Annotated in this window: 25 protein-coding genes; 12 read left to right on the top strand and 13 right to left on the bottom strand. The window is 72.5% G+C overall.

What is annotated here, in order from left to right; genetic code table 11:
* Nucleotides 1-59: 59 nt before the first annotated feature.
* Both VFR90_RS15690 and VFR90_RS15685 read right to left on the bottom strand, forming a co-directional pair.
* Complete coding sequence (locus tag VFR90_RS15690) at nt 60-431, bottom strand: hypothetical protein (RefSeq protein WP_326407087.1); 372 nt, start codon at nt 429-431, stop codon at nt 60-62.
* A 113-nt stretch (nt 432-544) separates the two neighbouring features.
* Nucleotides 545-1,177: a c-type cytochrome gene (locus VFR90_RS15685; protein WP_326407086.1), complete on the bottom strand. Its 633-nt coding sequence runs from the start codon at nt 1,175-1,177 to the stop codon at nt 545-547.
* A gap of 54 nt (nt 1,178-1,231) precedes the next feature.
* Here VFR90_RS15685 and yihA point away from each other — a divergent pair, with 54 nt between their 5' ends.
* The 7 genes from yihA to VFR90_RS15650 all read left to right on the top strand — a co-directional run bounded on the left by yihA (nt 1,232) and on the right by VFR90_RS15650 (nt 8,588).
* Nucleotides 1,232-1,939, top strand: coding sequence for a ribosome biogenesis GTP-binding protein YihA/YsxC (gene yihA / locus VFR90_RS15680; protein WP_414676545.1), 708 nt, complete (start codon nt 1,232-1,234; stop codon nt 1,937-1,939).
* Nucleotides 1,936-2,829, top strand: a complete 894-nt coding sequence (locus VFR90_RS15675; protein ID WP_326407084.1) for an alpha/beta fold hydrolase — start codon at nt 1,936-1,938, stop codon at nt 2,827-2,829. The genes yihA and VFR90_RS15675 overlap by 4 nt, the downstream gene beginning before the upstream one ends.
* Nucleotides 2,830-2,929: 100 nt before the next feature.
* The gene (locus tag VFR90_RS15670) at nt 2,930-4,234 is read left to right on the top strand and encodes a lysine N(6)-hydroxylase/L-ornithine N(5)-oxygenase family protein (RefSeq protein ID WP_326407083.1); all 1,305 of its coding nucleotides are present in this window, start codon (nt 2,930-2,932) and stop codon (nt 4,232-4,234) included.
* Nucleotides 4,123-5,430 (top strand): MFS transporter, encoded by a 1,308-nt coding sequence (locus tag VFR90_RS15665; protein ID WP_326407126.1) that lies wholly within the window; start codon nt 4,123-4,125, stop codon nt 5,428-5,430. Before VFR90_RS15670 ends, VFR90_RS15665 begins: the two co-directional genes overlap by 112 nt.
* A complete protein-coding gene (locus tag VFR90_RS15660) occupies nt 5,420-6,007 on the top strand; it encodes a GNAT family N-acetyltransferase (RefSeq protein WP_326407082.1) in 588 nt (195 codons plus the stop codon). The genes VFR90_RS15665 and VFR90_RS15660 overlap by 11 nt, the downstream gene beginning before the upstream one ends.
* Nucleotides 6,004-7,860, top strand: a complete 1,857-nt coding sequence (locus tag VFR90_RS15655; protein WP_326407081.1) for an IucA/IucC family protein — start codon at nt 6,004-6,006, stop codon at nt 7,858-7,860. The genes VFR90_RS15660 and VFR90_RS15655 overlap by 4 nt, the downstream gene beginning before the upstream one ends.
* Entirely contained in the window at nt 7,857-8,588 is a 732-nt protein-coding gene (locus tag VFR90_RS15650) for a (2Fe-2S)-binding protein (RefSeq protein WP_326407080.1), read from the top strand. The genes VFR90_RS15655 and VFR90_RS15650 overlap by 4 nt, the downstream gene beginning before the upstream one ends.
* 54 nt (nt 8,589-8,642) lie before the next feature.
* Here VFR90_RS15650 and VFR90_RS15645 read toward each other — a convergent pair whose 3' ends face one another.
* From VFR90_RS15645 to VFR90_RS15605, 9 genes are all read right to left on the bottom strand, one after another.
* Nucleotides 8,643-8,894 carry a FecR/PupR family sigma factor regulator gene (locus tag VFR90_RS15645; protein WP_326407079.1) on the bottom strand — a complete coding sequence of 84 codons (252 nt, stop codon included), beginning with the start codon at nt 8,892-8,894 and terminating at the stop codon, nt 8,643-8,645.
* 39 nt (nt 8,895-8,933) lie between these two features.
* Nucleotides 8,934-9,488 carry a sigma-70 family RNA polymerase sigma factor gene (locus VFR90_RS15640; RefSeq protein ID WP_326407078.1) on the bottom strand — a complete coding sequence of 185 codons (555 nt, stop codon included), beginning with the start codon at nt 9,486-9,488 and terminating at the stop codon, nt 8,934-8,936.
* On the bottom strand, nt 9,476-11,644 hold the full coding sequence (locus tag VFR90_RS15635) for a TonB-dependent siderophore receptor (RefSeq protein WP_326407077.1): 2,169 nt from the start codon (nt 11,642-11,644) through the stop codon (nt 9,476-9,478). The genes VFR90_RS15640 and VFR90_RS15635 overlap by 13 nt, the downstream gene beginning before the upstream one ends.
* Before the next feature lie 173 nt (nt 11,645-11,817).
* Nucleotides 11,818-12,675 carry a hypothetical protein gene (locus VFR90_RS15630; RefSeq protein ID WP_326407076.1) on the bottom strand — a complete coding sequence of 286 codons (858 nt, stop codon included), beginning with the start codon at nt 12,673-12,675 and terminating at the stop codon, nt 11,818-11,820.
* Nucleotides 12,676-12,788: 113 nt separating this feature from the next.
* Nucleotides 12,789-14,348, bottom strand: coding sequence for a capsule assembly Wzi family protein (locus tag VFR90_RS15625; protein WP_326407075.1), 1,560 nt, complete (start codon nt 14,346-14,348; stop codon nt 12,789-12,791).
* Nucleotides 14,349-14,616: 268 nt separating this feature from the next.
* Complete coding sequence (gene groL, locus VFR90_RS15620) at nt 14,617-16,263, bottom strand: chaperonin GroEL (protein WP_326407074.1); 1,647 nt, start codon at nt 16,261-16,263, stop codon at nt 14,617-14,619.
* A gap of 125 nt (nt 16,264-16,388) precedes the next feature.
* Complete coding sequence (gene groES, locus VFR90_RS15615; RefSeq protein WP_326407073.1) at nt 16,389-16,679, bottom strand: co-chaperone GroES; 291 nt, start codon at nt 16,677-16,679, stop codon at nt 16,389-16,391.
* A gap of 198 nt (nt 16,680-16,877) precedes the next feature.
* On the bottom strand, nt 16,878-17,474 hold the full coding sequence (locus tag VFR90_RS15610) for a DedA family protein (protein ID WP_326407072.1): 597 nt from the start codon (nt 17,472-17,474) through the stop codon (nt 16,878-16,880).
* 66 nt (nt 17,475-17,540) lie between these two features.
* The gene (locus VFR90_RS15605) at nt 17,541-18,098 is read right to left on the bottom strand and encodes an HNH endonuclease (RefSeq protein ID WP_326407071.1); all 558 of its coding nucleotides are present in this window, start codon (nt 18,096-18,098) and stop codon (nt 17,541-17,543) included.
* 79 nt (nt 18,099-18,177) lie between these two features.
* Here VFR90_RS15605 and VFR90_RS15600 point away from each other — a divergent pair, with 79 nt between their 5' ends.
* Nucleotides 18,178-19,122 carry an MBL fold metallo-hydrolase gene (locus VFR90_RS15600; RefSeq protein WP_326407070.1) on the top strand — a complete coding sequence of 315 codons (945 nt, stop codon included), beginning with the start codon at nt 18,178-18,180 and terminating at the stop codon, nt 19,120-19,122.
* 379 nt (nt 19,123-19,501) lie between these two features.
* Here the strand turns inward: VFR90_RS15600 and VFR90_RS15595 are convergent, their stop codons facing one another.
* Together VFR90_RS15595 and VFR90_RS15590 are read right to left on the bottom strand one after the other, a co-directional pair.
* A complete protein-coding gene (locus VFR90_RS15595; protein ID WP_326407069.1) occupies nt 19,502-21,079 on the bottom strand; it encodes an alkaline phosphatase D family protein in 1,578 nt (525 codons plus the stop codon).
* 23 nt (nt 21,080-21,102) lie between these two features.
* Nucleotides 21,103-22,065 (bottom strand): LysR family transcriptional regulator ArgP, encoded by a 963-nt coding sequence (locus tag VFR90_RS15590; RefSeq protein ID WP_326407068.1) that lies wholly within the window; start codon nt 22,063-22,065, stop codon nt 21,103-21,105.
* 86 nt (nt 22,066-22,151) lie between these two features.
* Here VFR90_RS15590 and VFR90_RS15585 point away from each other — a divergent pair, with 86 nt between their 5' ends.
* From VFR90_RS15585 to VFR90_RS15570, 4 genes are read left to right on the top strand one after another with little or no spacing between them, the layout of a single operon-like run.
* A complete protein-coding gene (locus tag VFR90_RS15585) occupies nt 22,152-22,805 on the top strand; it encodes a LysE/ArgO family amino acid transporter (RefSeq protein ID WP_326407067.1) in 654 nt (217 codons plus the stop codon).
* 19 nt (nt 22,806-22,824) lie between these two features.
* Nucleotides 22,825-24,147 (top strand): D-amino acid dehydrogenase, encoded by a 1,323-nt coding sequence (locus VFR90_RS15580; RefSeq protein WP_326407066.1) that lies wholly within the window; start codon nt 22,825-22,827, stop codon nt 24,145-24,147.
* Between the two features lie 42 nt (nt 24,148-24,189).
* On the top strand, nt 24,190-24,459 hold the full coding sequence (locus tag VFR90_RS15575) for a MoaD/ThiS family protein (protein WP_326407065.1): 270 nt from the start codon (nt 24,190-24,192) through the stop codon (nt 24,457-24,459).
* 19 nt (nt 24,460-24,478) lie between these two features.
* Entirely contained in the window at nt 24,479-25,570 is a 1,092-nt protein-coding gene (locus VFR90_RS15570; protein ID WP_326407064.1) for a WD40/YVTN/BNR-like repeat-containing protein, read from the top strand.
* Nucleotides 25,571-25,591 lie beyond the last annotated feature (21 nt).

Raw genomic sequence — 25,591 nt, 5'->3', positions numbered from 1 at the left:
GTGCGTCGGCGCAGGCGCGACGAACTTACAGACCCGAGCCGCGCGCATGCGCGGCCGCTTCAGAGTCCGCCGAAGTCGGTCGGGATCACGCCGCTGTCGGGCGCGGCATCGCTCTCGAACAGGCGCAGCGCGCGCGCCGGCAGCCGCTCGCGAAAGCTCTTGCGGGCGAACAGCTTGTCCTGGGCCTCGGCCGGCAGGTCGGTGATGCGGATCACCTGACGCGAGATCAGCACGTCGACCACGTCCTCGATCACCCGGACGAGGTCGGCGTCGAGCTGGCGGAAACCATCCTGCGTCGCCGCCGGCGGCCCGGCCTCGCCGAGGAAGCCGCGCACCGCGGCATCGTCGGCGGGCAGCCAGTCGGAGCCGGGCACCGGCTCGCGGTGCAGCGAGACGATCTGGCCTTGCGGGTTGCGGACGACATGGGGCATGGCCGTGTCACTGTAGGCGCGCGACGCGACGCCTTCGGGCCGGAAACCTCAGCAAGACCGCCCGGCGCGGCAGGTCTTCACGTCGCGCCGCGCCAAAGCGCGGCCTGCGACGGTCAACGCAGGCCGGCGACGTAGTCGGCGAGCGCCTTGATCTCCTTGTCGGAGAGCTTGGCGGCGATCGCGACCATCTGCGCGCTGTTGTTGCGCACGCCGTCGCGGTAGGCGAGGAGCTGGGCCGCGGTGTAGTCGGCATGCTGGCCGGCCAGCCGCGGGTACTGCGAGGGGATGCCCACGCCGTTCGGGCTGTGGCAGCCGGCGCAGGCGGCCACCGCCTTGTCGGCGATGCCGCCGCGGTAGATCTGCTCGCCCAGCTGGGCCGCCGCCTTGTCCTTGGCGTTGCCGGGCTTGGCCTGCTTGCTCGCGTAGAAGGCGGCGACGTTGCGCATGTCGTCGTCCGACAGCGTCGCGGCGATGCCCTGCATGATCGCGTTCTTGCGCTTGCCGGCCTTGTATTCGCTCAGCTGCTTGACAAGGTATTCCGGATGCTGGCCCTGCAGGATCGGGTTGGCCGGCGCGCCACGCGAGCCGTCGATGGCATGGCAGGCGCCGCAGACCGCGGTGGCGGTGGCCTCGCCCTTCTTCAGGTCCGGCGCGGCAGGCGCCTTGGCTTCCTGTGCGAGTGCGGGGCCGGCCAGCACGGCGGCCAGCGCGAGCAAGACCGAGGACTTCGAAAGGGCGGACTTCATGGCGTGCGCGAAGGTATCGAGTGGGCGAGGCAGCCCGAAATTTTACAATGCACGATGACCGCGACCGCTCCCGCCGTGACCCCCGAAACCACGCGCGAGGCCGATGCGGCCAAGCTCGCGTTGGCCTGGACCCACACCGCGCGCTTCCTCACCACCGCCGCCCAGCTCGACCAGCTGCCGCCCACCGAGCTGCCCGAGATCGCCTTCGTCGGCCGCAGCAACGCCGGCAAGTCCACGGCGATCAACGTGCTCGCCCAGCAGCGGCGGCTCGCGTTCGCGTCGAAGACGCCGGGCCGCACCCAGCACATCAACCTGTTCGCGCTCGGCCCGAAGGACGCGCACGACGCGCTCTGGGCCGACCTGCCCGGCTACGGCTACGCCGCGGTCGCGCGCGGCGCGAAGCTGCGCTGGCAGCAGGTAATGGCGCGCTACCTGGAGCTGCGCCGCAGCCTCTCGGGGGTGGTGCTGCTCGTGGATTCGCGCCTGGGCATCACCGACCTCGACCAGCGCTTGCTCGACTTCATCGCGCCGCGCCTGCGCAACGGCGAGGTCAAGCTGCTGCTGCTGCTGACCAAGGCCGACAAGCTGAGCCGCCGCGAAGCCGACGCCGCGGTGGCCAAGGCGCAGGCGGCGCTCGGCGCGCTCGCCACCGACGAGGCCGACCTGAACCTGAGCCTGTTCTCCGCGCTGAGCCGCCGCGGCCTCGGCGATGCCGCCGGGCTGCTGCACGGCTGGGTGCAGGCGGCGCCGCGGATCGCATGAACGCTGCGATCGAGCGCCGCGCGATCGCGTTGCCGCACGGCATCACGCTCGATTGCCACCTTGCGGGCGCCGTCGACGCGCCGGTGCTCGTCTTTCTGCACGGCTTTCCCGAAGCGGCCTTCGTCTGGGAGCCGCTGCTGGCGCATTTCGCGCCGCGCTTTCGCTGCGTGGCGCCCAACCTGCGCGGCTACGCGGGCTCGTCGGCGCCGGCCGCAACCTCGGCCTACCGGGTGAAGTGGCTGGTGCAGGACCTGGAGGCGCTGATCGTCGAGGCGACCGGCGGCCGTGCCGATCGCCTGGCCGCCGTCGTCGCCCATGACTGGGGCGGCGCGGTCGCGTGGATGGCGGCGATCCACCGGCCCGAGCTCGTGCGGCGCCTCGTGGTGGTCAATTCCCCACACCCCGGGCCCTTCCTGCGCGACCTGCGCGACGACCCGGCGCAGCAGGCGGCCAGCCGATACATGAACTTCCTGTGCCGCGACGACGCGGCCGCGCTGCTCGCCGAAGACGGTTTTCGCCGCCTGTTCGACTTCTTCCTGCGCATGGGCGGCGATGCCTGGCTCACGCCGGCGCTGCGCGCGCGCTATGCCGAGGTCTGGTCGAAGGGACTCGAGCCGATGCTCGCCTACTACCGCGCCTCGCCGCTGCGCCCGCCGACGCCGGCCGATCCCGGCGCCGCCGGGGTCACGCTGACCGACGCGCAGATGACGGTGCAGCTGCCCACGACGGTGATCTGGGGCGACGCCGACACCGCGCTGCCGTTGAAGCTGGTCGAAGGGCTCGAACGCTGGGTGCCGCGGATGAAGCGGGTGCGCGTCGCGGGCGCCACGCACTGGATCGTCCACGAGCAGCCCGAGCGGGTGATCGCCGAGATCGACGCCGCGCTTTGACGCGGCCGGCCGACGCGCCGGGCTGAACAGCGCCGCCGCTCGCTCGTCTTCTCCGAGGAGCGCGCATCGACCGATGCGCGCGCTTCGCGCAGAGGACTCGATGCAGATCCACGACTTCGTCGCGGTCGGGCTGGGCCCGTTCAACCTGGGCCTCGCCTGCCTGATGGCACCGCTGAAGGACCACCGCGGCCTCTTCCTCGAACGCAACGAGCGCTTCGCCTGGCACCCCGGCATGCTGCTCGCGCGCTGCACGCTGCAGAACCCCTTCCTCGCCGATCTCGTCTCGCTGGCCGATCCGACCAGCCGCTTCAGCTACCTCAACTACTGCAAGCAGCAGGGCCGCATCTACGCCTGCTACGTGCGCGAGAACTTCTACCTGACGCGGCAGGACTTCAACCGCTACGGCCAGTGGGCCGCGGCCCAGCTCGACAGCGTGCGCTTCGGCCACGAGGTCACCGGCATCACGCACGAGCCGCAGGACGGCGTGTACCGCGTGGCCGGGCGCGACCTGCGCAGCGGCCGCGGCTTCGAGCACGCCGCGCGGCGCCTGGTGATCGGCATCGGCGCCTCGCCGCGCCTGCCCGCGTGCTGCACCGACGGCGGCCCCTACCTGCACAGCGCCGACTACCTCGCGCACAAGCAAGCGCTGCAGAGCCGGCGCTCGATCACCATCGTCGGCAGCGGCCAGAGCGCGGCCGAGATCTACCGCGACCTGCTGCAGGACATCGACCGCCACGGCTACAGCCTCCACTGGGTGACGCGCTCGCCGCGCTTCTTCCAGATGGAAAACGCCAAGCTCGCGCTGGAGCTGATCTCGCCGGACTACGCCGAGCATTTCCACGGCCTGCCCGACGCTTCGAAGCAGCGCGTGCTCGACGGCCAGAAGAGCATCTACAACGGCATCAACGGCCAGCTGATCGACGCGCTGTACGAACAGCTCGACGAGCGCCGCGACGAGCTGCAGGGCCGCACGCGGCTGCTGCCCAACATGGCGCTGCACGCCTGCCGCCGCAGCGCCGAAGGCCACGAGCTGGAGTTCGTGCACACCGAACTGGGCCGACGCTATCGCCACCGCGCCGAGGGCCTGATCTTCGCGACCGGCTACGCGCCGAGCCCACCCGGCTTCATCGAAGGCATCCGGCACCGCATCGCCTGGGACGCGCTCGGCCGCTACCGCCAGCAGCGCAACTACGCGGTGGACCTCGAAGGCCGCGAGATCTTCGTGCAGAACGCCGGCTTCCACAGCCACGGCGCGACCAACCCCGATCTCGGCCTGGCCTGCCACCGCAACGCCTGCATCATCCGCGCGCTCACCGGGGTGGAGCACTACCGGGTCGAGACGCGCACCGCGCTGCAGGATTTCGCGCCGCGCGCCGACGGCGTGTTCGAGGAGCTGCCCGCGTGAAGCCACTGCGCACCGCGATCGTCGCGATGTCGGCCTGCGCGGTGGTGAGCGACGCGGTGCTGATCGCCTTCTATCCGCAGTTCTTCGAGCGCCGCTACGGCGTGACGAGCGCCTTGCACGTCGGCGCCTACGTCGCGGCGATCTCGATCGCGGTGATGTGCACGCTGCCGCTGTGGGCCCGGCTCGCGCGGCGCATCGACACGCTGCGGCTGCTGCTCTTCACGCAGGGTGCGGCCGGCACGCTGTGCCTGGCCAGCGGCCTCGCCGACGACGTGCTCGGCTACTGGCTGCTGACGATCCCGATGTTCATGTGCAAGAGCAGCTACCTGCTGATGTACCCCTACCTGATGCGCATGCAGCCGCCGGCGACGCATGCGCACACGATCGGCCTGCTGTCGGTGGTGGTGCACGTCGGCGGCATCCTCGCGGCGGGCGCCGGCGGCCACGTGATGCAGCACGCCGGGCCGGCCGCCTGCGTGGGCCTGATGGCGGCCGGCGACTTCGCGCAGATGGCGGTGTGCGGCTGGCTGCTGCGCGGCGGCCACGCCGCGGCGGCCGAGCCGGCCGCCGCGCCCGAGGCGCCGGCCTCGCGCGACACCGGCCGGTGGCGGCGCGTGCTGCCGCTGTGCGCGCTGGTGATGCTGTTCGACTTCAGCGCCTACCTGATCCGCCCGTTCTTCTCGCTTCACTGGGCGGCGGTGTCGGGCTCGGGCGATCAGCTCGTCGCCGGCCTCGTCTTCGCGATCCCGGGCGGCGTGGCGCTGGCCGCGCTGGTCGTCAACCAGCGCCTGCGCGCGCGCGGCCGCCGGCTGCCCGACGCGGTGTTCCCCAACCTGCTGCTCGGCGCGGCCGGGCTGCTGCTGCAGGCCGGGCCGGCATGGTGGGCCGTGCTGCTCGGCCGCGTGCTGTTCGGCTGGGCCCTGTTCCAGCTGGTCGTGAAGCTGGAGGTGCTGCTGTTTCGCCTGAGCGCGCCCGAGCGCTACGCGCGCGACTTCAGCGTCTTCAACTTCTTCCAGAACTTCGGCGTGCTGCTAGCGTCGTTCGCCGCGGGCGCGCTGGTCGAGCGGCACGGCCTCGCGATCACCTTCGCGGTCGCCGTCGCCGGCTTCGCGGCGAGCGCGCTGCTCGAACGGCTGCTGCTGCCCGATCGCGCGCCGGCCGCCTTGCCCCTTGCCGGTGGCCGCCATGCCGCTTGAGCTGCACGCCGGCGCGCTCGACGCCACGCCCTTCGTCTGCGGCGAGCTGCGCATCCGCGCGCTCGACCCCGCGGCCGACGCCGCCTGGATGCACCACTGGTTCACGCTGCCGCACGCGGGCTTCTGGGGCATGCAGCACAAGGGCGAGCACGAGGTCCGCGAGGCCTACCTCGCGCTCGCGCGCAGCCCGCATGCGCTCGCCTGCGTCGGCCTGTGGCGCGGGCGCCCGGCCTTCGTGCTCGAGTGCTACGACCCGGCGCACGACGAGCTGGCACGGCACTACCCGGTGCGCGCCGGAGACGTCGGCATGCACGTCTTCGTCGGCCCGCCGGACGTGCCCGTGCACGGCTTCACGCGCCGGGTGTTCGACGCGCTGATGCGCTTCATCTTCGAGCGCCTGCATGCCAAGCGCGTCGTCGTGGAGCCTGATGTGCGCAACGCCAAGGTGCACGCGCTCAACCGCGCGGTCGGCTTCGTCTACGACCGCGCGGTGCAGCTGTCCGGGAAGCGCGCCGCGCTGGCCTTCTGCACGCGCGAGCGCTTCGTCCTGTCCCGAACCGAGGAGATCGTCGAATGAACGCTTGCCTGTCTTCGCCCGCCGAGGCGGCCGCCCACCTGGAGCCCGGCGTCTGGGCGCGGGTCAACCGCCTGCTGGTGCGCAAGGCGATCGCCGAGTTCTCGCACGAGCTGCTGCTCGTGCCGCAGTCGCTCGGCCCGGCCGCACGCCGTGGCTGGCAGCGCTGGTCGCTCGACGCCGGGCCAGACGCCAGCTACCGCTTCGAGGCGCAGGCGATGGCGCTGCGCCACTGGCGCATCGACCTGGCGTCGATCGAGCGGCGCGTGCGCGGCGAGGTCCGCGAGCCGGACGCGCTCGACTTCGTGATCGACTTCAAGGAGCGACTCGGCCTGCGCGCCGAGCTGCTGCCGGTGTACCTCGACGAGCTCAGCAGCACGCTCTACGGCGCGGCCTTCAAGCAGCGCGCGGACAAGCCGACGAGCGCGATGCTGGCCGAGGCGATGGACTTCCAGACTTTCGAGCACGCGATGAGCGAGGGCCACCCGGGCTTCGTCGCGAACAACGGCCGGCTCGGCTTCGACGCCGAGGACTACCGCGCCTACGCGCCCGAGGCGGGGCGCGGCCTGCGCCTCGTCTGGCTGGCGGTGCGGCGCGAGCACGCGCACTTCGCGAGCCTGTCCACGCTGAGCTACGACGCGCTGATGGACGAGGAGCTGGGCCGCCCGCTGCGCCGGCGCTTCGCGGCCGACCTGCAGCGCCTGGGCCTCGACGAGGCCGACTACCTGTTCATGCCGGCGCATCCGTGGCAATGGTTCGAGAAGCTGTCGATCGCGTTCGCGGCGCACGTCGCGCAGCGCGACATCGTCTGCCTCGGCCACGGCGAGGACCTCTACCAGCCGCAGCAGTCGATCCGCACCTACTTCAACCTCGACCGCCCGACGCGCCACTACGTCAAGACCTCGCTGGCGATCCTCAACATGGGCTTCATGCGCGGCCTGTCGCCGCGCTACATGGCGGGTACGCCGGCGATCAACGAATGGATCCACGGCCTCGTCGAGGGCGACGCCGTCCTGCGCGAGCACGGCTTCTCGATCCTGCGCGAGGTCGCCTCGATCGGCTTCCGCCACCGCCACTACGAAGCGGCGATCACGACCGACAGCCCCTACAAGAAGATGCTCTCGTGCCTGTGGCGCGAGAGCCCGCTGCCGCGCCTGCAGCGCGGCGAGCGGCCGATGACGATGGCCGCGCTGCTGCACGTGGACCGCGACGGACGCGCGCTGCTGAGCGCGCTGGTGCGGCGCTCGGGGCTCGATGCGCAGGCCTGGCTGCGCCGCTACCTGCGCGCCTACCTCGCGCCGCTGCTGCACTGCTTCTACGCGCACGACCTGGTGTTCATGCCGCACGGCGAGAACCTGATCCTGGTGATGGCCGACCACGTGCCGGTGCGCGTGCTCATGAAGGACATCGCCGAGGAGTCGGCGATCCTCGACAAGCAGGCGCAGCTGCCGGCCGGCATCGAGCGTCTCGCGGTCGAGGTGCCGCACGAGTTCAAGCTGCTCGCGATCTTCATCGACGTGTTCGACGGCTTCTTCCGCTTCCTGAGCCAGACGCTGGTCGATGCCGAGCTTTGCGAGGAAGACGACTTCTGGCGCCTCGTCGCCGAGTGCGTGATCGACTACCAGCGCGCGCAGCCGCAGTACCGCCGCAAGTTCGAGGCGCACGACCTGTTCGCCGACGACTTCCTGCATTCCTGCCTGAACCGCCTGCAGCTCGCCGACAACCGCCAGATGGTCAACCTCGCCGATCCGGCGTCGAGCCTGAAGATGGCGGGCCGGCTGCCGAACCCGATCGCCCGCTTCCGGCCGCCGCGCCGCGAGGCCGCAACCGCGCGCGGCGCCGCGTCGCCGGCATGACGCCGCCGCTGGCCGCGCTGGTGGCCGAGGCGGCGCGGCTCGTGCCGGGGTGGCAGGGTCGCGTCGTCGAGGCCGGGGCCGCGGCGCCGCCATGGCATGCGACCGAGCGGCTCGCCGCGGTGCGCGGCCACGGAGCGACGCGGCATCCCGAAGCCGGCGCGGCCTTCGCGGCGCTGCGCGGCTGGGGCCGGCTGGTGTGGCAGCCGCTGTACCTCGCGGTGTTCGCGGTGCATGCGGGCCGCACGCGGGTCGATCTCGATCGACTGTCGATCGGCGTCGCGGCCGACGGCGAGGTGCAGGGCTACCGCTGGGCCGCGCACGCCACGCCGGCGGCCGGCGAAGCCGAGCGCCTGCGCACGGCCGCCGCGCAGGCCGCCGCGGGCATCGCCACCCTGCTGCCGCGCTGGCAGGCCTGCGCGCCCTTGCACGCCAAGGCGGCCCGGCGCACCTGCGCCGACTGCGTGCTCGCCGCGGTGCTCGCGCTGCGCCGGCGGCGGCGCTGGACGGCGGCGCGCACCCGCGCCGTCGGCGCCCGATGGCTCGACGCGCTGGCCCTGCACGGCGAAAGCGGTTTCTTCAGCTACCGCGACTGCGCGGGCGACGAAGCGCTGGGGCTGGAGCGCAAGGTCTGCTGCCTGGACTTCCGCTGCCGCGACGCCCAGCGCTGCGCGACCTGCCCGCGGCGCCCGCTGCCCGAACGCATCGCCTGCCTGAACGCACGGCGATGACGAAGCCGCCCTGCGCGGTCGCGCGTGAGCCGACCTGCTCGAGGAGGGCGCGGCTCAAGGCAGCCGCTGGGGCGACGTGGCCGGGGCTTGCGGCAGGTCGTCGGCCCGATCCGCCGGCGGCAGCAGCCCGGTGAGCAGCCACACGCGCCGGGCCTCGGCATAGGCCGCGCGCTGCGCCGGCCCGCGCGCGAGCCATTGCGCCAGCGCCTCGCGCAAGGCCGGATCGTTCGGCGGCGCGTCGTGCAAGGCCATCACCCAGCCGATGGCTTCCTGCTCGATCGCTTCGTTCGTCGGCTCGTCGGCCATCGCCCCTCCAGCACGGAGGGCGAAAGTGTAGGCAGCGGCTCAGCGCGCGCGCACCGCGGCGCGGCAGTGTTCGAGCGCCTCGCGGATCAGCGCGTTGACGGTGGCCGCCGACACGCCGAGCTCGACGCCGATGTCGCGCTGCGTGCGCCCTTCGAGCCGGTAGAGCTCGAAGGCGCGGCGCGTGCGTTCGGGCAGCGCGCGCAGCGCCCCGGCGACGCACGCGAGCTGGTGGCGGTCGATCGCCATCGTCTCGGGCGAATGCGCCGAGGGCGCGGCGACGGCCGCGCCGGCGTCCTCGGGTTCGAACAGGCGGGACTCGAGCGCGTCGCGGCGGCAGCGGTCGAGCGCGAGGTTGCGCACCACCCGATGGGCATACGACAGCGGCTGCTCCGGCGCGTCGCGCGCCTGCGGGCCCTCGGCGATGCGCAGGTAGGCGTCGTGCACCAGGTCTTCGGCGAGGTGGGCATCGCCGACGACGCGCCGCGCCGCGCGCGCGAGCTGCGTGCGGTGGACGGCGAAGACCTCGCTCCAGCGGTCGCCCGCATCGCGGCGGACCTCGAGCGTGCCGCCGCCCGGCGCGCTCAGTACGTCCATCGCAGGCTCAGCCAGCCGCTGCGGGGCGCGCCGTAGAAGGCCTGGTCGGGCCACATCAGGCTGTTGAGGTGGCGCTTGTCGGTCGCGTTCTCGATCTTCGCGCTCAGGCTCCACCGGCGCGAGAAGTCGTAGGTCGCGACGAGGTCGAGCAGCCCGTAGGCGCCCTGCCGCGTGACCACCGCGCCGTCGCGGCGCTCGATGCGGCTCTGCCAGCGCAGGCTGGCGCCGAGCTTCAAAGCTTCGACGAAGGGCAGCCGCAAGCTGGTGGTCAGGCGCAGCGTCCTGCGCGGCACGTAGGTGCGCGTCGCGGCGCCGTCGGGGTCCTCGATGCGCATCTGCGTGTAGCCGCCGCCGAGCTGCCAGCCGGGCGCCGGCGTGCCGGCGACGTCGAGCTCGAAGCCGGTGGCGGTGGCGTCGATGCCGCGGTAGGCCGTCCGGCCCAGCGCTGCGTCGAAGGGCAGCGCCTCGGCGGTGTTGTCCTGCCGCACGCGGAACAGCGCGAAGGAGCCGTTCAGCCGGCCGTCCATCCATTCGCCCTTGACGCCCAGCTCGGCGTTGCTGCCTTCGATGGGCGCGAGCACGTTGCCCGCCGCGTCGATCTGCGTCTGCGGATTGAAGATGGCGCCGTAGCTGCCGTACAGCGTGTGGTGGGCGTCGAGGTCCCAGGTCACGCCGGCATAGGGCGTGAGCTTCGTCTCGGCGTAGTCGTGCGCGACGCCGTAGCTCGTGCCACGGCTGGTGGCGCGGGTGAGGTTGGCGCCGGTCATCAGGTGCAGCGCGTCGGCGAGCTCGAAGCGTGCAACCCCATACAGCGAGCTGCGCCGGTTCGAGAAGTCGGCCTGGCCCGTCACGCCCTGATCGAAGGCCGGGCGCGGAAAGCTGCCGGCGAGCATCTCGGCCTCGGACAGGGGAAGGCCGCCGTCGTCGTTGCTGGAGCGAAGCGCGTTGTCGCTGCGCCCGGCGTTCACGCCGAGCACCAGCCGGTGCCGGCGCCCGGCCAGCGTGAAGGGGCCGGCGAGCTGCAGGTCGACGATCTTCTGCGTCTCCTTGCTGCCGTACTTCGACGGGAAGCTCGCGAGGCCGTCGCGCGTGAGCGCATCGGGCTGGCCGGTGACGAAGAACAGCTCGGCGTCCGACTTCAGCTCGCGGTGGGTCAACACCGCCTTGGCCTCCCACCCGGCGCCCAGGCGCTGGCTCAGTTCGGCGAAGGTCTGGGTGTCGTCGCTGTTCCAGAAGCTCCACGGCGGCGCCGAGCTGGCCTCGGTCGGGTAGCGGGTCGGCGCGCCGCTGCTGTCGTACAGCGGCAGCGTCCCCCACATCACGCCGGTGGGCCGGTTGTGCTGCCGCGCATGGCCGAGCGCGAGCATGCTGCCCGGCGCGAGGTCGACCTCCACGATGCCGGCAACCAGCCGCTTCGAAAGCGCGTAGCGGTCGAGGTAGCTGTCGCCGTCCTGCGCCGCGGCGCTCAGGCGGCCGCGCACGCTGCCGCCGGCGTCGAGTGCGCCGCCGACGTCGGCATCGACGCGGCGCCGGCCCCAGGAGCCGAAGCCCAGGGCCGCGCTCGCCTTCAACTCGCGGCTCGGGCGCTTGCGCACGAAATTGACGGTGGCCGAAGGGTTGCCGGTCGACGACAGCAGCCCGTTCGCGCCGCGCAGCACCTCCACCCGCTCGTACGGCGCGGTGTCGAGGTTGCCGATCTGGTCGCCGGTGGCGAAGGGCAGGCCGACGCCGTCGATCTGGAAGTTCGACACCTCGAAGCCGCGCACCGAGAAGTAGGTGCGATCCGGCTCGACGCGCTCGACGCTGACGCCGGTGACGCTGGCGAGCAGGTCGTTCACGTCGTTCAGCACGAAGTCGTCGATCAGCGCGCGCGGCACGACGCTGATCGACTGCGGCGTCTCGCGCAGCTTCAGCTCGAGCCGTGTCGCGGTGCTGGAGGCGCCGGCGCCGTAGGCCTCGGCCTCGCCGGCGCGGCGCCCGGTGACGGTGATCGCCGGCAGCCTGGCCGCGGGCTCGGAAGCCGATGCGGCCGCGTCGGGCGGCGCGGCACCGCCTTGCTGGGCCTGGGCCGTGCCGCCTGCGGCGCCCAGGCAGACGCAGGCGCAGGCGATCGAATGAAGACGGGAAGGGATGGCGCGGCGCGCGGTCGATCGCAAGGCGAAGACTCCTCGGGTGGTGGGTCGGCCGGCAACGCCTCGAGCGCCGACCGCCACGCGAGGATTGCGCGGCCTTTTGGGTAGCTGGAAGCCAGTCTAGATGCGAACGACTCTCATCGAGCAGAGTCCCTAAGCGCTGTGCGGCAAGGCTTTGCCGGCCGGCCTCGGCCCGGCTAGGCGCCGAGCCCGAGATCGCGTCGCGCCTGCGCCCGGTCTTCAAGCCAGTACCACAGCCGGTACGGCGGCGCGATCTGCCAGAAGCCGTGCGGACCCAGGTCCTTCATCGAGCGCAGATCGACGCAGCTGCGCTGGAAGGCTTCGTCAAGGCCGGCCTTCGCGGTCTTCGCGGTGCCGAGCTTGATGCACATCCGGTACTCGTAGCCGAGCAGCAGCGAGCGGCCGAAGTCCTTCCAGGCGCCGCGCTTCTTTTTCCAGGCCGTCTCGGCGTCGCTGCAGATCAACGCCAGCTCGGCATTGCCCGGCAGGCTCGGGTAGAGCGGGAAGAAGGCGGCCCAGCCGGCGGCGACCATGTCGAGGTTGAACGTGCGCCGGCGCGGGTCGTCCTTGGGCGGCAGCTCGTTGGCGTCGAAGTACGGCGCGAGGTAGGCGAGCAGGCGCGAGTAGCTGTCGATGATCTGGCCGGTGGGGATGGTGGCGACGCGGCGCTTGCGGCCGTCGGGCCGCGTCAGGCGCTCTTCGAGCATCGCGTCGAAGAAGGCGCCGGCGCGCTCGCCCGCTTCGATGTGGCGGGCGGCGGCCTCGGCGTCGAGCTTGTCGGCGAGGTAGCCGCGCAAGCCCTTCGGCAGCGCCTTGTAGAAGTCGCCGGCGAGGCGCTCGCGGCAGGTGTCGAGCTTGGCTTGCGCAAGCTCGGCGCGGCCGGCGTAGCCGGCTTTCTCGGGCGTGTCGACCGAGACCATGCGGATCGGCTGCTCGATCACCGGCGTGTCGCCGTCCGAGGCGCGCAGCAGCTTGCGTGCGGCGGCGCGGCGCACCTCGCGCGGAAAGCTGAAGTCGAATCGGAAGTCGGTCATCGCGTGCCCCATCGTCAAGCCATGGCGGGCGCGAATGTCTCAGACCAACGTGACGCTTGCCGATCCCTCGTTGCGCAGCACGGCGACGGCCCGGCTCCGCCGGGCGTGGGAGATCAGCGCCCGCCCAGCGGCAGCTCAATCGAGCCGACCAGCCCGGCGCGGCGCCGTCCCGGCTCGACGCCGCCGTCACCGCCGCGGTCCTGCACCGAGACACCGAGGTTCCAGCGCAGCCGCTGGCTGGTCGCGCGCCATTCGCCCGAGGCCTGCACCAGCGCGCCGTGGATCGTTCCCGGCACGCCGTAGGCCGCGTTGATCGGCTCGAATCCGTTGCGCGACACCTCCGCCTGCCACAGGCGCAGCTCGTAGCGGCGTTCGTCCGGCGCGGCCACCGGCACCAGCCCGAGCATCAGCGTCGCCTGCGTGCCGCCGCCGCCGACGGCGGCGCCGACCGGCAGGCCCTGGTGGTAGTGGCCCTGGGTGTAGCTGAAGTGCTGGTAGGCGGACAGGCCGCGCTGGCGGTCGAGGCCGAACAGCGAGCTCAGCCGCGTGTCGGTGCCTTCGAGCGACCAGTCGAAGCGCCAGCGCTCGCTCGCATGCTTGAGCTGCAGGCCGACGGTGGCGAACTGCTTGCTCGGGAAGTAGCCGGCCTCGTCCTCGCCGGCCAGCTGCATGTGCCCGCCGAGGCTGAAGCCGCGAAACGCGTGCGTGTAGCGCAGATCGACGCCGGCCACCTCGTTGCTCGGGTCGTCGCCCTGCAGCGCGGGGTCGTCGATGTTCGAGCGGCCCAGCACCGCGTCGGCCAGCGATCCGGCGCTGCGCGAACGGCCCGAGCCGCCCCAATAGATCATGCGGCCGGCGCCGATCTCCAGGCCCTCGATCGGCCGCGCGACGAGCCGCATGCCGATCAGGTTCGTGCCGCGCGGCTGGTAGTGCGTCATGCGGCCGATCGACAGCTCGTAGCTCCATGGACCGATCCACGCGAGCCAGGGCCAGCTCGGCGCGTCCTCGTTGCCCCGGCGCAGCGACAGCGTCGGCACCGGCGCGGCCGCGTCGGTCAGCAGCGTGCCGGTGGTTCGGCCGCCGCCCCACCAGCGGTCGAGCGCGCCGAGGCTCAGCACCGCCGCATCGCCGCCCCAGGCGAGGTAGCTGCCGTCCAGCCCGAGCGGCGAAGGATCGCGCGCCAGCCTGCCCTCGCTCGCCCGGGCGCGCAGCCGCCAGGCGGTCGAGGCGCCTTCGGCTTCGGCCGGATCGGTGCTCAAGCCGGTGCCCGCGATCTGCGCGTAGCCCTCGGCGCGGCCGCGCGCGACGCCGTCGCCGCCGGCCGACGGATGGCGCGCGGTGTTGAGCTTCGCGCCGACCGCGGCGCCGCCGCGCAGCCGCTGCAAGGCGCTGCGCGCACGCGCGAGTGCGTCGCGATCGGCTTCCTCGAGCTCGTCGGCCCGCACGCGATCCAGCGCCTTTTCGATGACGCCCAGCGGCTGCGGCCAGGTGGTGAGGCCCAGGCCGATGCGGCCGCGGTCGGCGAGCCAGGCGAGGTCGTCGCGCAAGCCGAACTCAGCGCCGTCGATCAGCACCGGCGCCGCGGCCTGCGCGGCAACGGGGATCGTCGAAGCGATCGAAGCGACAAGAAGAAGCGCGAGCTTCCTGGAGGCGAGCTTGTTGTTTGAAGGCATCCGGATCGAGCCCGAGACGGGTGTCGGGCAGCTGGGCGCGACGCGCGAGGGCCGCTCGGAATGCGGCCCTGGCCGATGGCCCCAAGCGCCGCTCGAAGTGCGAGGCATTCTGGCCCAGGGCCGGCGCTCGACCGGCGAAGCCCGGGCATCGGCGCCGCGGGCCATGGCGGCAAGCGCCGTTCCCGTGGTCGCGAAGCGCCAACAAAAAAGGGCCGCTCGCGCGGCCCTTCGGTGGAGCAGTGGGCCGGCCGGAGCCGGCCCGCGGACGTCACATGTCCATGCCGCCCATGCCACCCATCCCGCCCATGCCGCCGCCGGGCATCGCCGGGGCGTCTTCCTTGGGGGCTTCGGCGATCATCGCTTCGGTCGTCAGCATCAGCGAGGCGACCGAGGCCGCGTTCTGCAGTGCGGTGCGCGTCACCTTGGTCGGATCGAGGATGCCCATCTCGATCATGTCGCCGTAGGTGTCGTTCGCGGCATTGAAGCCGTAGTTGCCCGTGCCGGCCAGCACCGCGTTGACCACCACGCTGGCTTCGCCGCCGGCGTTGTAGACGATCTCGCGCAGCGGCGACTCGATCGCCTTGAGCACCAGCTTGATGCCGGCGTCCTGGTCGGGGTTGTCGCCCTTGATGGTGCCCGCGGCCTGCTTGGCGCGCAGCAGCGCCACGCCGCCACCGGCGACGATGCCCTCCTCGACGGCGGCACGGGTGGCGTGCAGCGCGTCCTCGACGCGGGCCTTCTTCTCCTTCATCTCGACCTCGGTCGCGGCACCGACCTTGATCAGCGCCACGCCGCCGGCCAGCTTGGCCACGCGCTCCTGCAGCTTCTCGCGGTCGTAGTCGCTGGTGGCTTCCTCGATCTGGATGCGCACCTGCTTGACGCGCGCCTCGATGTCGGCCGCGGCGCCGGCACCGTCGATGATCGTGGTGTTCTCCTTGCCGACCTCGACGCGCTTGGCCTGGCCCAGGTCGGCCAGCGTGACCTTCTCGAGCGTCAGGCCGACCTCTTCGGCGATCACCTTGCCGCCGGTGAGGATCGCGATGTCTTCGAGCATCGCCTTGCGACGGTCACCGAAGCCCGGCGCCTTGACGGCGACGACCTTCAGGATGCCGCGGATCGTGTTCACGACCAGCGTCGCGAGCGCTTCGCCTTCGACTTCCTCGGCAATGATCAGCAGCGGACGGCCGGCCTTCGCCACCTGCTCCAGCGTGGGCAGCAGGTCGCGGATGTTGCTGATCTTCTTGTCGAACAGCAGCACGAACGGGTTGTCGAGGATCGCGCTCTGCTTGTCGGGGTTGTTGATGAAGTAGGGCGACAGGTAGCCGCGGTCGAACTGCATGCCCTCGACGACTTCGAGCTCGTTGTCGAGCGACTTGCCGTCCTCGACGGTGATCACGCCTTCCTTGCCGACCTTGTCCATCGCGTCGGCAATGATCTTGCCGATCGACTCGTCGGAGTTCGCCGAGATCGAGCCGACCTGGGCGATCTCCTTGCTGGTCGTCGTCGCCTTCGAAGCCTTCTTCAACTGCTCGACGAGCGCCGTCACAGCCTTGTCGATGCCGCGCTTCAGGTCCATCGGATTCATGCCGGCGGCCACGTACTTCATGCCCTCGCGCACGATGGCCTGGGCCAGCACGGTCGCGGTGGTCGTGCCGTCACCGGCGTTGTCGCTGGTCTTGGAGGCGACTTCCTTGACCATCTGGGCGCCCATGTTCTGGAGCTTGTCCTTGAGCTCGATCTCCTTGGCGACCGAAACACCGTCCTTGGTGACGGTGGGCGCGCCGAAGCTGCGCTCGAGCACCACGTTGCGGCCCTTCGGGCCGAGCGTGACCTTGACCGCGTTGGCCAGGATGTTCACGCCTTCGACCATGCGCGCGCGGGCGTCGCCGCCGAACACCACGTCTTTTGCTGCCATGTGATTTCTCCGAGATTGGGTTGACCGGCTTGCGCCGGTGATTGCTTGTGTCGCAGGCCGGCCTATCGGGCCTCGACCTCGCTGCGCGAAGTCAGCCTGCGCGACGACAGTGAATTACCAGGCGTTCACTTGTCGACGACCGCGAAGAGGTCTTCCTCGCGCATCACCATCAGTTCGTCGCCATCGACCTTGACGGCCTGGCCGCTGTACTTGCCGAACAGCACGCGGTCACCGACCTTGACGTTCAAGGCCACGAAATCGCCCTTCTCGTTGCGCTTGCCCGGGCCGACCGCCAGCACTTCGCCCTGATCGGGCTTCTCGGCGGCGTTGTCGGGGATGACGATGCCGGAGGCGGTCTTGGTTTCCTGTTCGAGGCGCTTGACGATCACGCGGTCGTGCAAGGGGCGAAGTTTCATGGCTTCTCCTTCAGAGGCGATTGAGGGTCCGACGAAAACGAGGCGGCGCTCGAGAGGCGCCGCCGCGAAGATCCGGCCGCGGCCGGTGGAACCGGTCTCGCGCCGTTAGCACTCCACGTCAAGGAGTGCTAGTAGCCGAGAGTATAGGGGCCGGTCTTGACGTTTCAAGGGGCATGCGCGGCGATGCGCACCGAGCGCTCAGCCGCGCCGCGCGCGCAGCAGCCGGAACAGGTAGACCGCGCCCGCCAGCAGCACGACGCCGGTGGCCACCGGGTTCAGCCAGTGCTCGACCTGCTCGTAGCGGCCCTCGAGCATCAGGCCCAGCGTGGTCAGGACGGTGACCCAGACGGCGCTGCCGGCGGTCGTCCAGACCAGGAAGCGGTGCAGCGGCATGCGCGCCACGCCCGCGGGTGCCGAGATGACGCTGCGCACCGCCGGCACCAGCCGGCCGAAGGCGACGGCCGCGGCGCCATGGCGCTCGAACCATCGCTCGGCCCGGCGCAGGTCCTCGGCCGAGACGGTGAGCCAGCGCCCGTGCCGCTCGGCCCAGCGCTCGAGCCGCTCGCTGCCCACCGCCCGCCCCGCGCCGTACCAGGGCAGCGCGCCGACCACCGTGCCGACGACGCCGGCACCGATCACCCCGGCCAGGCTCAGATCGCCGCGGGCCGCGACGAAGCCCGCGAACGGCATGATGAGTTCGGAAGGAATCGGCGGAAACAGGTTCTCGGCGAGCATCAACGCCGCGATGCCGAGGTAGCCGTATTGCTCGATGAAGGAAACGATCCAGTCGGCCATGGTGAGAGCTTCGCGGCACGATCCGCGCCGGCCGGGCTCGGACGCCGGCGCGGCCGCGCGCCGGCGTCAGCCGTGCAGGCGGCTCGAGCGCGGCACGCTCGCGAGCAGGAACTCCATCTGGTCAATCAGGATGCGGCGCCCGCGCAGGATCATGTCCTCGTGCAGGCTCGGCACGTAAGGCAGGTACAGCAGGCTCATGCGTGCCTCCTCCGGCGTGCGGTTGCCCTTGTGGCCGTTGCACGACCGGCAGGCGGTGATGCAGTTCATCCAGCTGTCGAGCCCGCCGCGCGAGGTGGGCTGGATGTGCTCGCGGGTCAGTTCGTCGAAGTCGAAACGGCCGCCGCAGTACGCACAGACGTGGCGGTCGCGCGAGAACAGCTTCGGGTTCGACAGCGCCGGCGTCTGCCGCCACGCGCGGCTCGGGACGCTGCCGCGCACCGCGATGATCGAATGCACCTCGATGCGCGACTGCAGCCCGGTGCGCCGCTGGATGCCGCCGCGCAGCACCAGTTGCGCGTCGCCGAGCGTCCACGCGACGCCGTCGCTCGCGTAGAGCACCGCGGCTTCCTTCGCGGAGATCCAGGCCTGCGGTCGGCCGGAGATGTCGAGTTGCAGCACGTCCATGCACCAAACTCCTCGCGGCGGAGGATAGTGCAGCGCTCGCGAAGCTCTCAAGACAGGGCGAGCGCTAGAGTCGCCTCGCATGGACGCGACGCGGCATCCCGGACTGCAGGGCCTCACGGTGTTCGAGCGCGGCTGGCTGTCGTCGAACGACGTGCTGCTGCACGGCGCCGATCGCGACGAAGGCGCCACGCTGGTCGACAGCAGCCACTGCACCCACGCTGAGCAGACCGTCGCGCTGGTGCGGCGCGCCCTGGGCGACGAGCCGCTCGCGCGCATCGTCAACACGCACCTGCACTCCGACCATTGCGGCGGCAACGCCGCGCTGCAGGCGGCGTTTCCCGGCCTGCCGGTCGACGTGCCGGCCGGCAGCTTCGACGCGGTGAACACCTGGGACGAAGCGCGCCTGAGCTACCGCTCGACCGGCCAGCGCTGCCCGCGCTTCGCGGCGCGAGGCCGGCTGGAGCCCGACCGGCCGGTCGCGGTGGGCGGGCGCCGCTGGGACGTGATCGAAGCGCGCGGCCACGACCCCGACGCGGTGATGCTGTTCGACGCGCGGCACGGCGTGCTGATCTCGGCCGACGCGCTCTGGCGCAACGGCTTCGGCGTCGTCTTCCCCGAGCTGGAGGGCGCCGAGGCCTTCGACGAGGCGGCGGCGGCGCTCGACGCGATCGAGCGGCTCGAGCCGGTGCTCGTGATCCCCGGCCACGGTGCGCCCTTCGACGACGTGGCCGACGCGCTCGCCCGCGCCCGTCAGCGGCTTGCGCTCTGGCGCGCCGAGCCGCTGCGGCACGCACGCCATGCGGCCCGGGTGCTGGTCAAGTATCACTTGATGGAGGAGCGCGCGATGGAACGCGAAGCGCTGCTCGACTGGGTGGCGGCGACGCCGCTGCTGCTGACCGTCTGGCGGCGCATCGGGCCGGCGGCCGCGCCGAGCCCGCGGGCCTGGGGCGAGCAACTGCTCGGCGAGCTGGTGGGTTCGGGCGCCTTGCGGGAGCAGGACGGGCGGGTGATCGACGCCGCGTGAGGCGCGACTAACTGCGGCGCGTGATCCGCCGCCGAGGCGCGAGTGGCGCGCGTGCGAGGCCGGCGGCCGGCCTGCATCGCACGCCCGTCAGCCGAGGTCGATGCCGGTGCGGCTCAGCGGCGTCGCGGGCCTTGCGGGCGGCCCGGCGGCTTCGGCACCGTCAGTTCCAGACCCCAGGCCGTCCCGCAGTCCGCCGGGTCGGGCAGGGGCTTCGCGGCCGGCACGCGGTGCGGCGACCGGCGCGCGAGGCGCAGGCGCCGCATCCATCGTTGCCAGGTCGTGCCGAGTGCCATGGCGTCAGTCTGCGGGGGCGCCCGGCCGCCGAAACGGCGGAACAGCGCGGGCTTCGTCGATCAATTGCTGGGCCGCGGCGCGCGCCTCAGTCGCGCTGCGGCTTGGGCTGGCCGGCCTCGACGACGTACTTCGCCTGGCTGTGCAGCTTCGCGTCGGCCACGACCGGGAACGCGGTGGCGCGCAGGTCGGCCTGCAGCCGTTGCGGCGTCAGCTCGATCGCGACATAGCCGCGCTCGTCGCCGCGCGCATGCAGCAGATCGGCGTTCTGCCGGCGCAGCAGCGCGGCGGTGTTCTCGGACAGGCCGCGCGACGTCACCGAGGTCGTGACCAGTTCGGCCGCGACGATCGGCGTGCGCTCGTCGTCCGCCTCGGCGCGGAGCGCGGCGACGACGTGCCGGTGCACGTCGCCGCCGAGGCAGACGACGTTGCCGCCGCGCGCCGCGCTCGCGGCGATCGCCGCGAGCAGCCGCTGCCGCGCATGCGGATAACCGTCCCAGCCGTCGCTGAAGATGCTGCGGCCGAGCGGCGTCTCGATGCCGCCACGCGCGATCTGCGTGCCCTGGCCGATCAGGCGCCACGGCCGTTCGCTCGCCGCGAGCTGCGCGGCGATCCAGGCCTCCTGCTCGGCGCCGAGCATCGTGCGGCCCGCGTCGTCGAGCTCCGCGCAGGCGCCGAGCACGCGGCCGCCGGCGCGGCCCGGCGCGTTGCAGGCCTGCGGGTTCTTGTACTGGCGGCCATCGAGCGTCCACAGCTCGGCCAGCCGGCCCCAGCGGTGCTGCGCGTGGATGCGCGGGCTGCGCGCATCGCCGAGCAGCTTCGGCGACACCGGCAGGTGCTCGAAATAGGCCTTGTAGGCGGCGGCGCGCGTCGACGCGAAGTCCTCGGCCGAGGCCTTTACATCGGCCGGCGCGAGCCCGGCGTAGTCGTTCTCGACCTCGTGGTCGTCCCAGGTCAGCAGCCAAGGGTGCGCGGCATGGCAGGCGCGCAGGTTCGCGTCCAACTTGTAGGTGACGTGGCGCTGGCGGTAGGCGGCCAGATCGAGCGGGCGCAGCGCCTCGTGCGCGCGCACCAGCAGGCGCGGATTGCTCGACTCGTAGATGTAGTCGCCGACGAACAGCACGAGGTCGAGGTCGCGCTCGGCGATCTCCCGATGCACCGCGAACTCGCCCTGCTCGTAGTGCTGGCACGAGGCGAGCGCGAGCCGCAGCCGGCCGGCGGGCGCGTCGGCCGCCGGCGCGGTGCGGGTGCGCCCGAGCGGGCTGGTCGCCGCACCCGCGTGGAAGCGATAGAACCAGCGGCGGTCGCTCGCCAGGCCCTCGACCTCGACGTGCACGCTGTGCGCGTGCTCGGGCCGCGCAAGCGTCTCGCCGGTGCGGAAGCCCTTCGAGAAATGCTCGTCCTCGGCCAGCTCCCAGCGCACCGGCACCGGCGCATCGGGCAGGCCGCCGAGCGGCTCGCGCGGGCGCGGTGCCAGCCGCGTCCACAGCACGACGCTGTCGGGCCCCGGCATGCCGCTGGCGACGCCGAGCTTGAAGGGGTCGTCCCAGGCGCTGTAGCGCTCGATCACCGTCGAGTCGCCGCCGACGCGGCGGGCGAACAAGGCACCGAGCGCGAGGGCCGCGGCCTGGCGACCCGCGGTCACCAGAAAGTCGCGACGCAGCATCGGCGCGATTGTGCCGAGCGGTTCTAAGGCCCCAGCGCGCGCCGTGCCCCGGCGACCAGCGCCGCGCCGACGCGGTCCAGCGCGGCCGACGCCGGTCGGGCATCGGCGCCGGCCGCCGCCTGCGCACCGAGCTTCCACTGATGCCAGTGCAGCGCCACCTCGACGCCCACCTCCGGCCGCAACGCCAGCAGCTCGCCGCGGGCGAGCGCCTCGCGCACCTGCAGCTCGGGCACCACGCCGATGCCCCAGCCCATCGCCACCGCGCGCACATAGGCCTCGGACGACGGCACGTAGCGCTCGTCGAGCCGCGGCTTGCGGACGCCGAAGGCGCGCTCGACCCAAAGCGCCTGCATGTCGTCCTTGCGGTTGAAGACGATGAAGGGCATCGCGGCGAAGTTGTGCGCGTCGAGCCCGCCCGCGGCATCGCCGCCGAGCCGCCGTTCGACGAAGCCGGGGCTTGCGACCGCGATGTAGCGCATCGCGCCGAGTGCCGTCAGCGTGCAGCCGCGCAGCGGCTTGCTGACCGTGGAGACGCAGCCGAGCACCTGGCCCTGGCGCAGCCACTCGTGGGTGAAGTCCTGGTCGTCGACGACGAGCTCGAGGCCGAGGCCGTCCCGGGCCGCATCCGCCAGCCCTTGCTGCACCACGCCGTCGAGCGCCGGCAGCACCCAGGTGGCGAGGCTGTCGGCGTTCACCGCGATGGCCAGCCGCGCCTGCGCGCGCAGGCTCTCGCCGAGTTCGCGCGCGACGTCGGCGCGCAGCGCCTGCCACTGGCGCGCGGCGCGCAGCAGCAGCTTGCCGGGCTCGGTCAGCCGCAGCGGCCGCGAGCGCACCACCAGGAGCTGCCCGACCGCCTGCTCCAGCCCGCGCAGCCGCTGCGACACCGCCGACTGCGTGATCGACAAGCGCTGCGCCGCGCGCTCGAAGCTGCCTTCGTCGGCCAGCGCGGCGAGGCAGTCGAGGGCGGCGGGGTCGAGGTCCTGCATGCGGGCCGAAGATGAGCGCGACTAATGTAGGCCGACGAATTCGAATGGCCCTTGGACGGCGGCACGGGGCGTGGAACCATCGCCCGATGCCCGCACCGAGCCCGTCCCTCGATCCCGCGTTCTTCACCGCGGCGCTGCAGGGCGCGTTGCTGATGGCGGGGTTGATCGTCGCCATCGGCGCGCAAAACCTGCTGCTGCTGCGCCAGGGCGCGAGCGGCCAGCCGGTCGCGCCGCTGGTCGCGGTGTGCACCGCGTCCGACTGGCTTTTGAGCGCGCTCGGCGTGTTCGGCCTCGGCGCGCTGGTCGCGGCGCAGCCGGGGCTGCTCGAGGCGCTGCGCTGGGGCGGCGTCGCCTTCCTCGCCGTCTACGGCGGCCTGGCCGCGCGGCGTGCCCAGCGCGGCGGGCTGGCGCTGGCGGGCGGCGCGTCGAAGCTCGCCACCGGCAGCGCGCTGCTGCCGGTGCTGGCCGCGACCTGGCTCAACCCGCACGTCTACCTCGACACCGTCGTTCTCGTCGGTGCGGTCGGCGCGCAGCACGCCGGCGCGGCGCGGCTGCATTTCCTGTTCGGCGTGGGCGCGGCCTCGCTGGCCTGGTTCTCGCTGCTGGGCTTCGGCGCGCGCTCGATCGCACCCTGGCTGCGCAGCCCGCGGGTGTGGCGCGCGATCGACGCGAGCGTCGCGCTGTCGATGTGGGCGCTGGCCTGGCAGCTCGCGCGCACGCCGCTCGCGCTGCCGTCCTGATCCTCGTGCGGAGTCCCCGATGAAGAAGAACGTCGTCGTCCTCGGTGCCGGCATCCTCGGCGTCTCGACCGCCTGGCACCTGGCCGAACGCGGGCACGACGTCACCGTGGTCGACCGCCAGAGCGACGCCGCGCTGGAAACCAGCTTCGCCAACGGCGCGCAGATCTCGGTCAGCTTCTGCGAGCCCTGGGCCCACCCCGACGCGCCGCTGAAGGTGCTGAAGTGGCTGGCGCGCGACGACTCGCCGCTGCTGTTCCGCCCGAGGCTCGACCCCTGGCAGTGGCTCTGGGGCTTGAGCTTCCTCACGCAGTGCACCGACGGCGCCTTCGAGCGCAACGTCGCGCAGCTGGTCGCGCTGGGCCGCTACAGCCACGAGACGCTCAAGCAGATGGTCGCGGCCACCGGCATCGACCACCAGCGGCTCGAGCGCGGCATCCTCCACTTCTTCGGCAGCCAGGCGGACCTGGACACGGGCGCCGCGGGTGCCGAGCTGATGCGCCGGCACGGCGTCGATCGCCGCGTGCTGAGCCGCGCCGAGGTGCTCGCGATCGAGCCGGCACTTGCCACGCACGCGCCGCAGATTGCCGGCGGCATCTACACGCCGAGCGACGAATCCGGCGATGCGCGCGTGTTCACGCAGGCGCTGGCGAGGCGCTGTGAGGCGCGCGGCGTGCGCTTCCTGTGGCGGCACGCGATCGAGGGCTTCGACACCTCCGGCGGCGCGCTCGACGCGGTGCGGCTGCGCGACCTTGACGGCGGTGCCGCGCTGCGCGTCGGCGGCGACGCCTTCGTCGCCGCGCTCGGCGCGCACACCGCGCCGCTGCTGCGCTCGATCGGCGTGCACTTGAACATCTACCCGGCCAAGGGCTACTCGGCCACCTTGAAGCTGCTGCAGCCCGAGCGCGCGAGCGTCGTGAGCATGATCGACGACGCCCGCAAGATCGCGATCTCGCGCCTGGGCGACCGCGTGCGCATCGCCGGCACGGCCGAGCTCTCCGGCTACGACTGCGGCCTCGAAGGCGCGACCGCCCGCGTGCGCTGCGCCGCACTCGTCAAGCGCTACGAGCAGATCTTCCCGGGCGTCGCCGACACCACCGAGCCCAACTTCTGGGCCGGGCTGCGCCCGAGCACGCCGAGCAACGTCCCGCTCATCGGCCGCAGCAAGCTCGGCCGGCTGTGGATCAACGCCGGCCACGGCACGCTCGGCTGGACCCACGGCGCCGGCTCGGGTCGCGCGATCGCCGAACTCGTCAGCGGCGAGCGCCCGGCGCTCGCCTTCGACTTCCTCGGCGAGCCGCGCGGCAAGCCGAGCGCGGCGCTGCGGCAAGGCCTCGCCGCCTGAATCGCGGCGCGCAGAATCGGCTGCGCTCCAGTGGCCGAAACCATGGCGACCGTGACCTTCACCTCGCACCTGCAGCGCCACGTCGAGTGCCCGCGCCAGCAGGTCGAGGCCGCGACGCTCGGCGAGGCGCTGGCGCAGGTCTTCGCGGTCAACCCGCGCGCGCGCGGCTACATCCTCGACGACCAGGGCGGCCTGCGCCAGCACGTCGCGGTCTTCATCGACGGCCGGCGCGTGCTCGACCGCCGCACGCTCGCCGAGCCGCTCGCCGCGAACGCCGAAGTCCACGTGCTGCAGGCGCTGACGGGCGGCTGATCCTTCCAAGGAGACGGGCATGGGCGACACCCTCTGGATCGCGACCCGCAAGGGCCTGCTGCGGTGGATGCGGGGCGCGGCCGGTTGGGCCCCGCACGACGTGCACTTCCTCGGCGATCCGGTCAGCCAAGTGCTGGTCGATCCGCGCGACGGCCGGGTCTATGCCGCGCTCAACCTGGGCCATTTCGGCTGCAAGCTGCATCGCAGCGACGACGGCGGCGGCAGCTGGCAGGAGGTCGCCGCGCCCGCCTACCCGGTCAAGCCCGAAGGCTTGCAGGACGACCCGCATCCCTGGGACCTGAAGCTGATCTGGTCGCTGGCGGCCGGCGGCGCCGACGAACCGGGCCTGCTGTGGGCCGGAACGCTTCCGGGCGGGCTGTTCCGTTCGCGCGACCACGGCGCGAGCTGGCAGCTCGTCGAATCGCTGTGGCTGCGCGCCGAGCGGCTCGCCTGGGGCGGCGGCGGCTACGACTGGCCCGGCATCCACAGCGTGCTGGTCGATCCACGCGCGAGCCGCCGCGTCACCGTCGGCGTGTCCACCGGCGGCGTCTGGCAGACGGAAGACGGCGGCGCGAGCTGGGCGATCCGCGCCAGCGGCATGCGCGCGGCCTACATGCCGCCCGAGCAGGCCTTCGACGAGAACGCGCAGGACCCGCACCGCGTCGTGCAGTGCGCCGGTGCGCCCGACACGCTGTGGGCCCAGCATCACAACGGCATCTTCGTCAGCCGCGACGGCGCGCGAAGCTGGCGCGAGATCGAGCGCGCCGGCCCGTCGACCTTCGGCTTCGCGGCCGCGGCGCATCCGCGCGACCCGCTCACCGCGTGGTTCGTGCCGGCGGTGAAGGACGAGCGCCGCGTGCCGGTCGACGGCCAGCTCGCCGTCACCCGCACGCGCGACGGCGGCACGAGCTTCGAGACCCTCACCCGCGGCCTGCCGGCGGCCCCCGGCTACGACCTCGTCTACCGCCACGCGCTCGTCGTCGACGCGAGCGGCGAGCGCCTCGCGATGGCCTCCACCACCGGCAACGCCTGGCTCAGCGAAAGCGCAGGCGACGCATGGCGCACGCTGTCGAACCATCTGCCGCCGGTGGCGGCGCTGGCCTTCGGCTGAGCGGCCCGCCGGCCGGTCGCC

The organism is Methylibium sp. (assembly GCF_035762065.1).
In the GTDB taxonomy this organism is placed as follows: domain Bacteria; phylum Pseudomonadota; class Gammaproteobacteria; order Burkholderiales; family Burkholderiaceae_C; genus Methylibium.
This window is presented reverse-complemented; position numbering and strand designations above follow the sequence as displayed.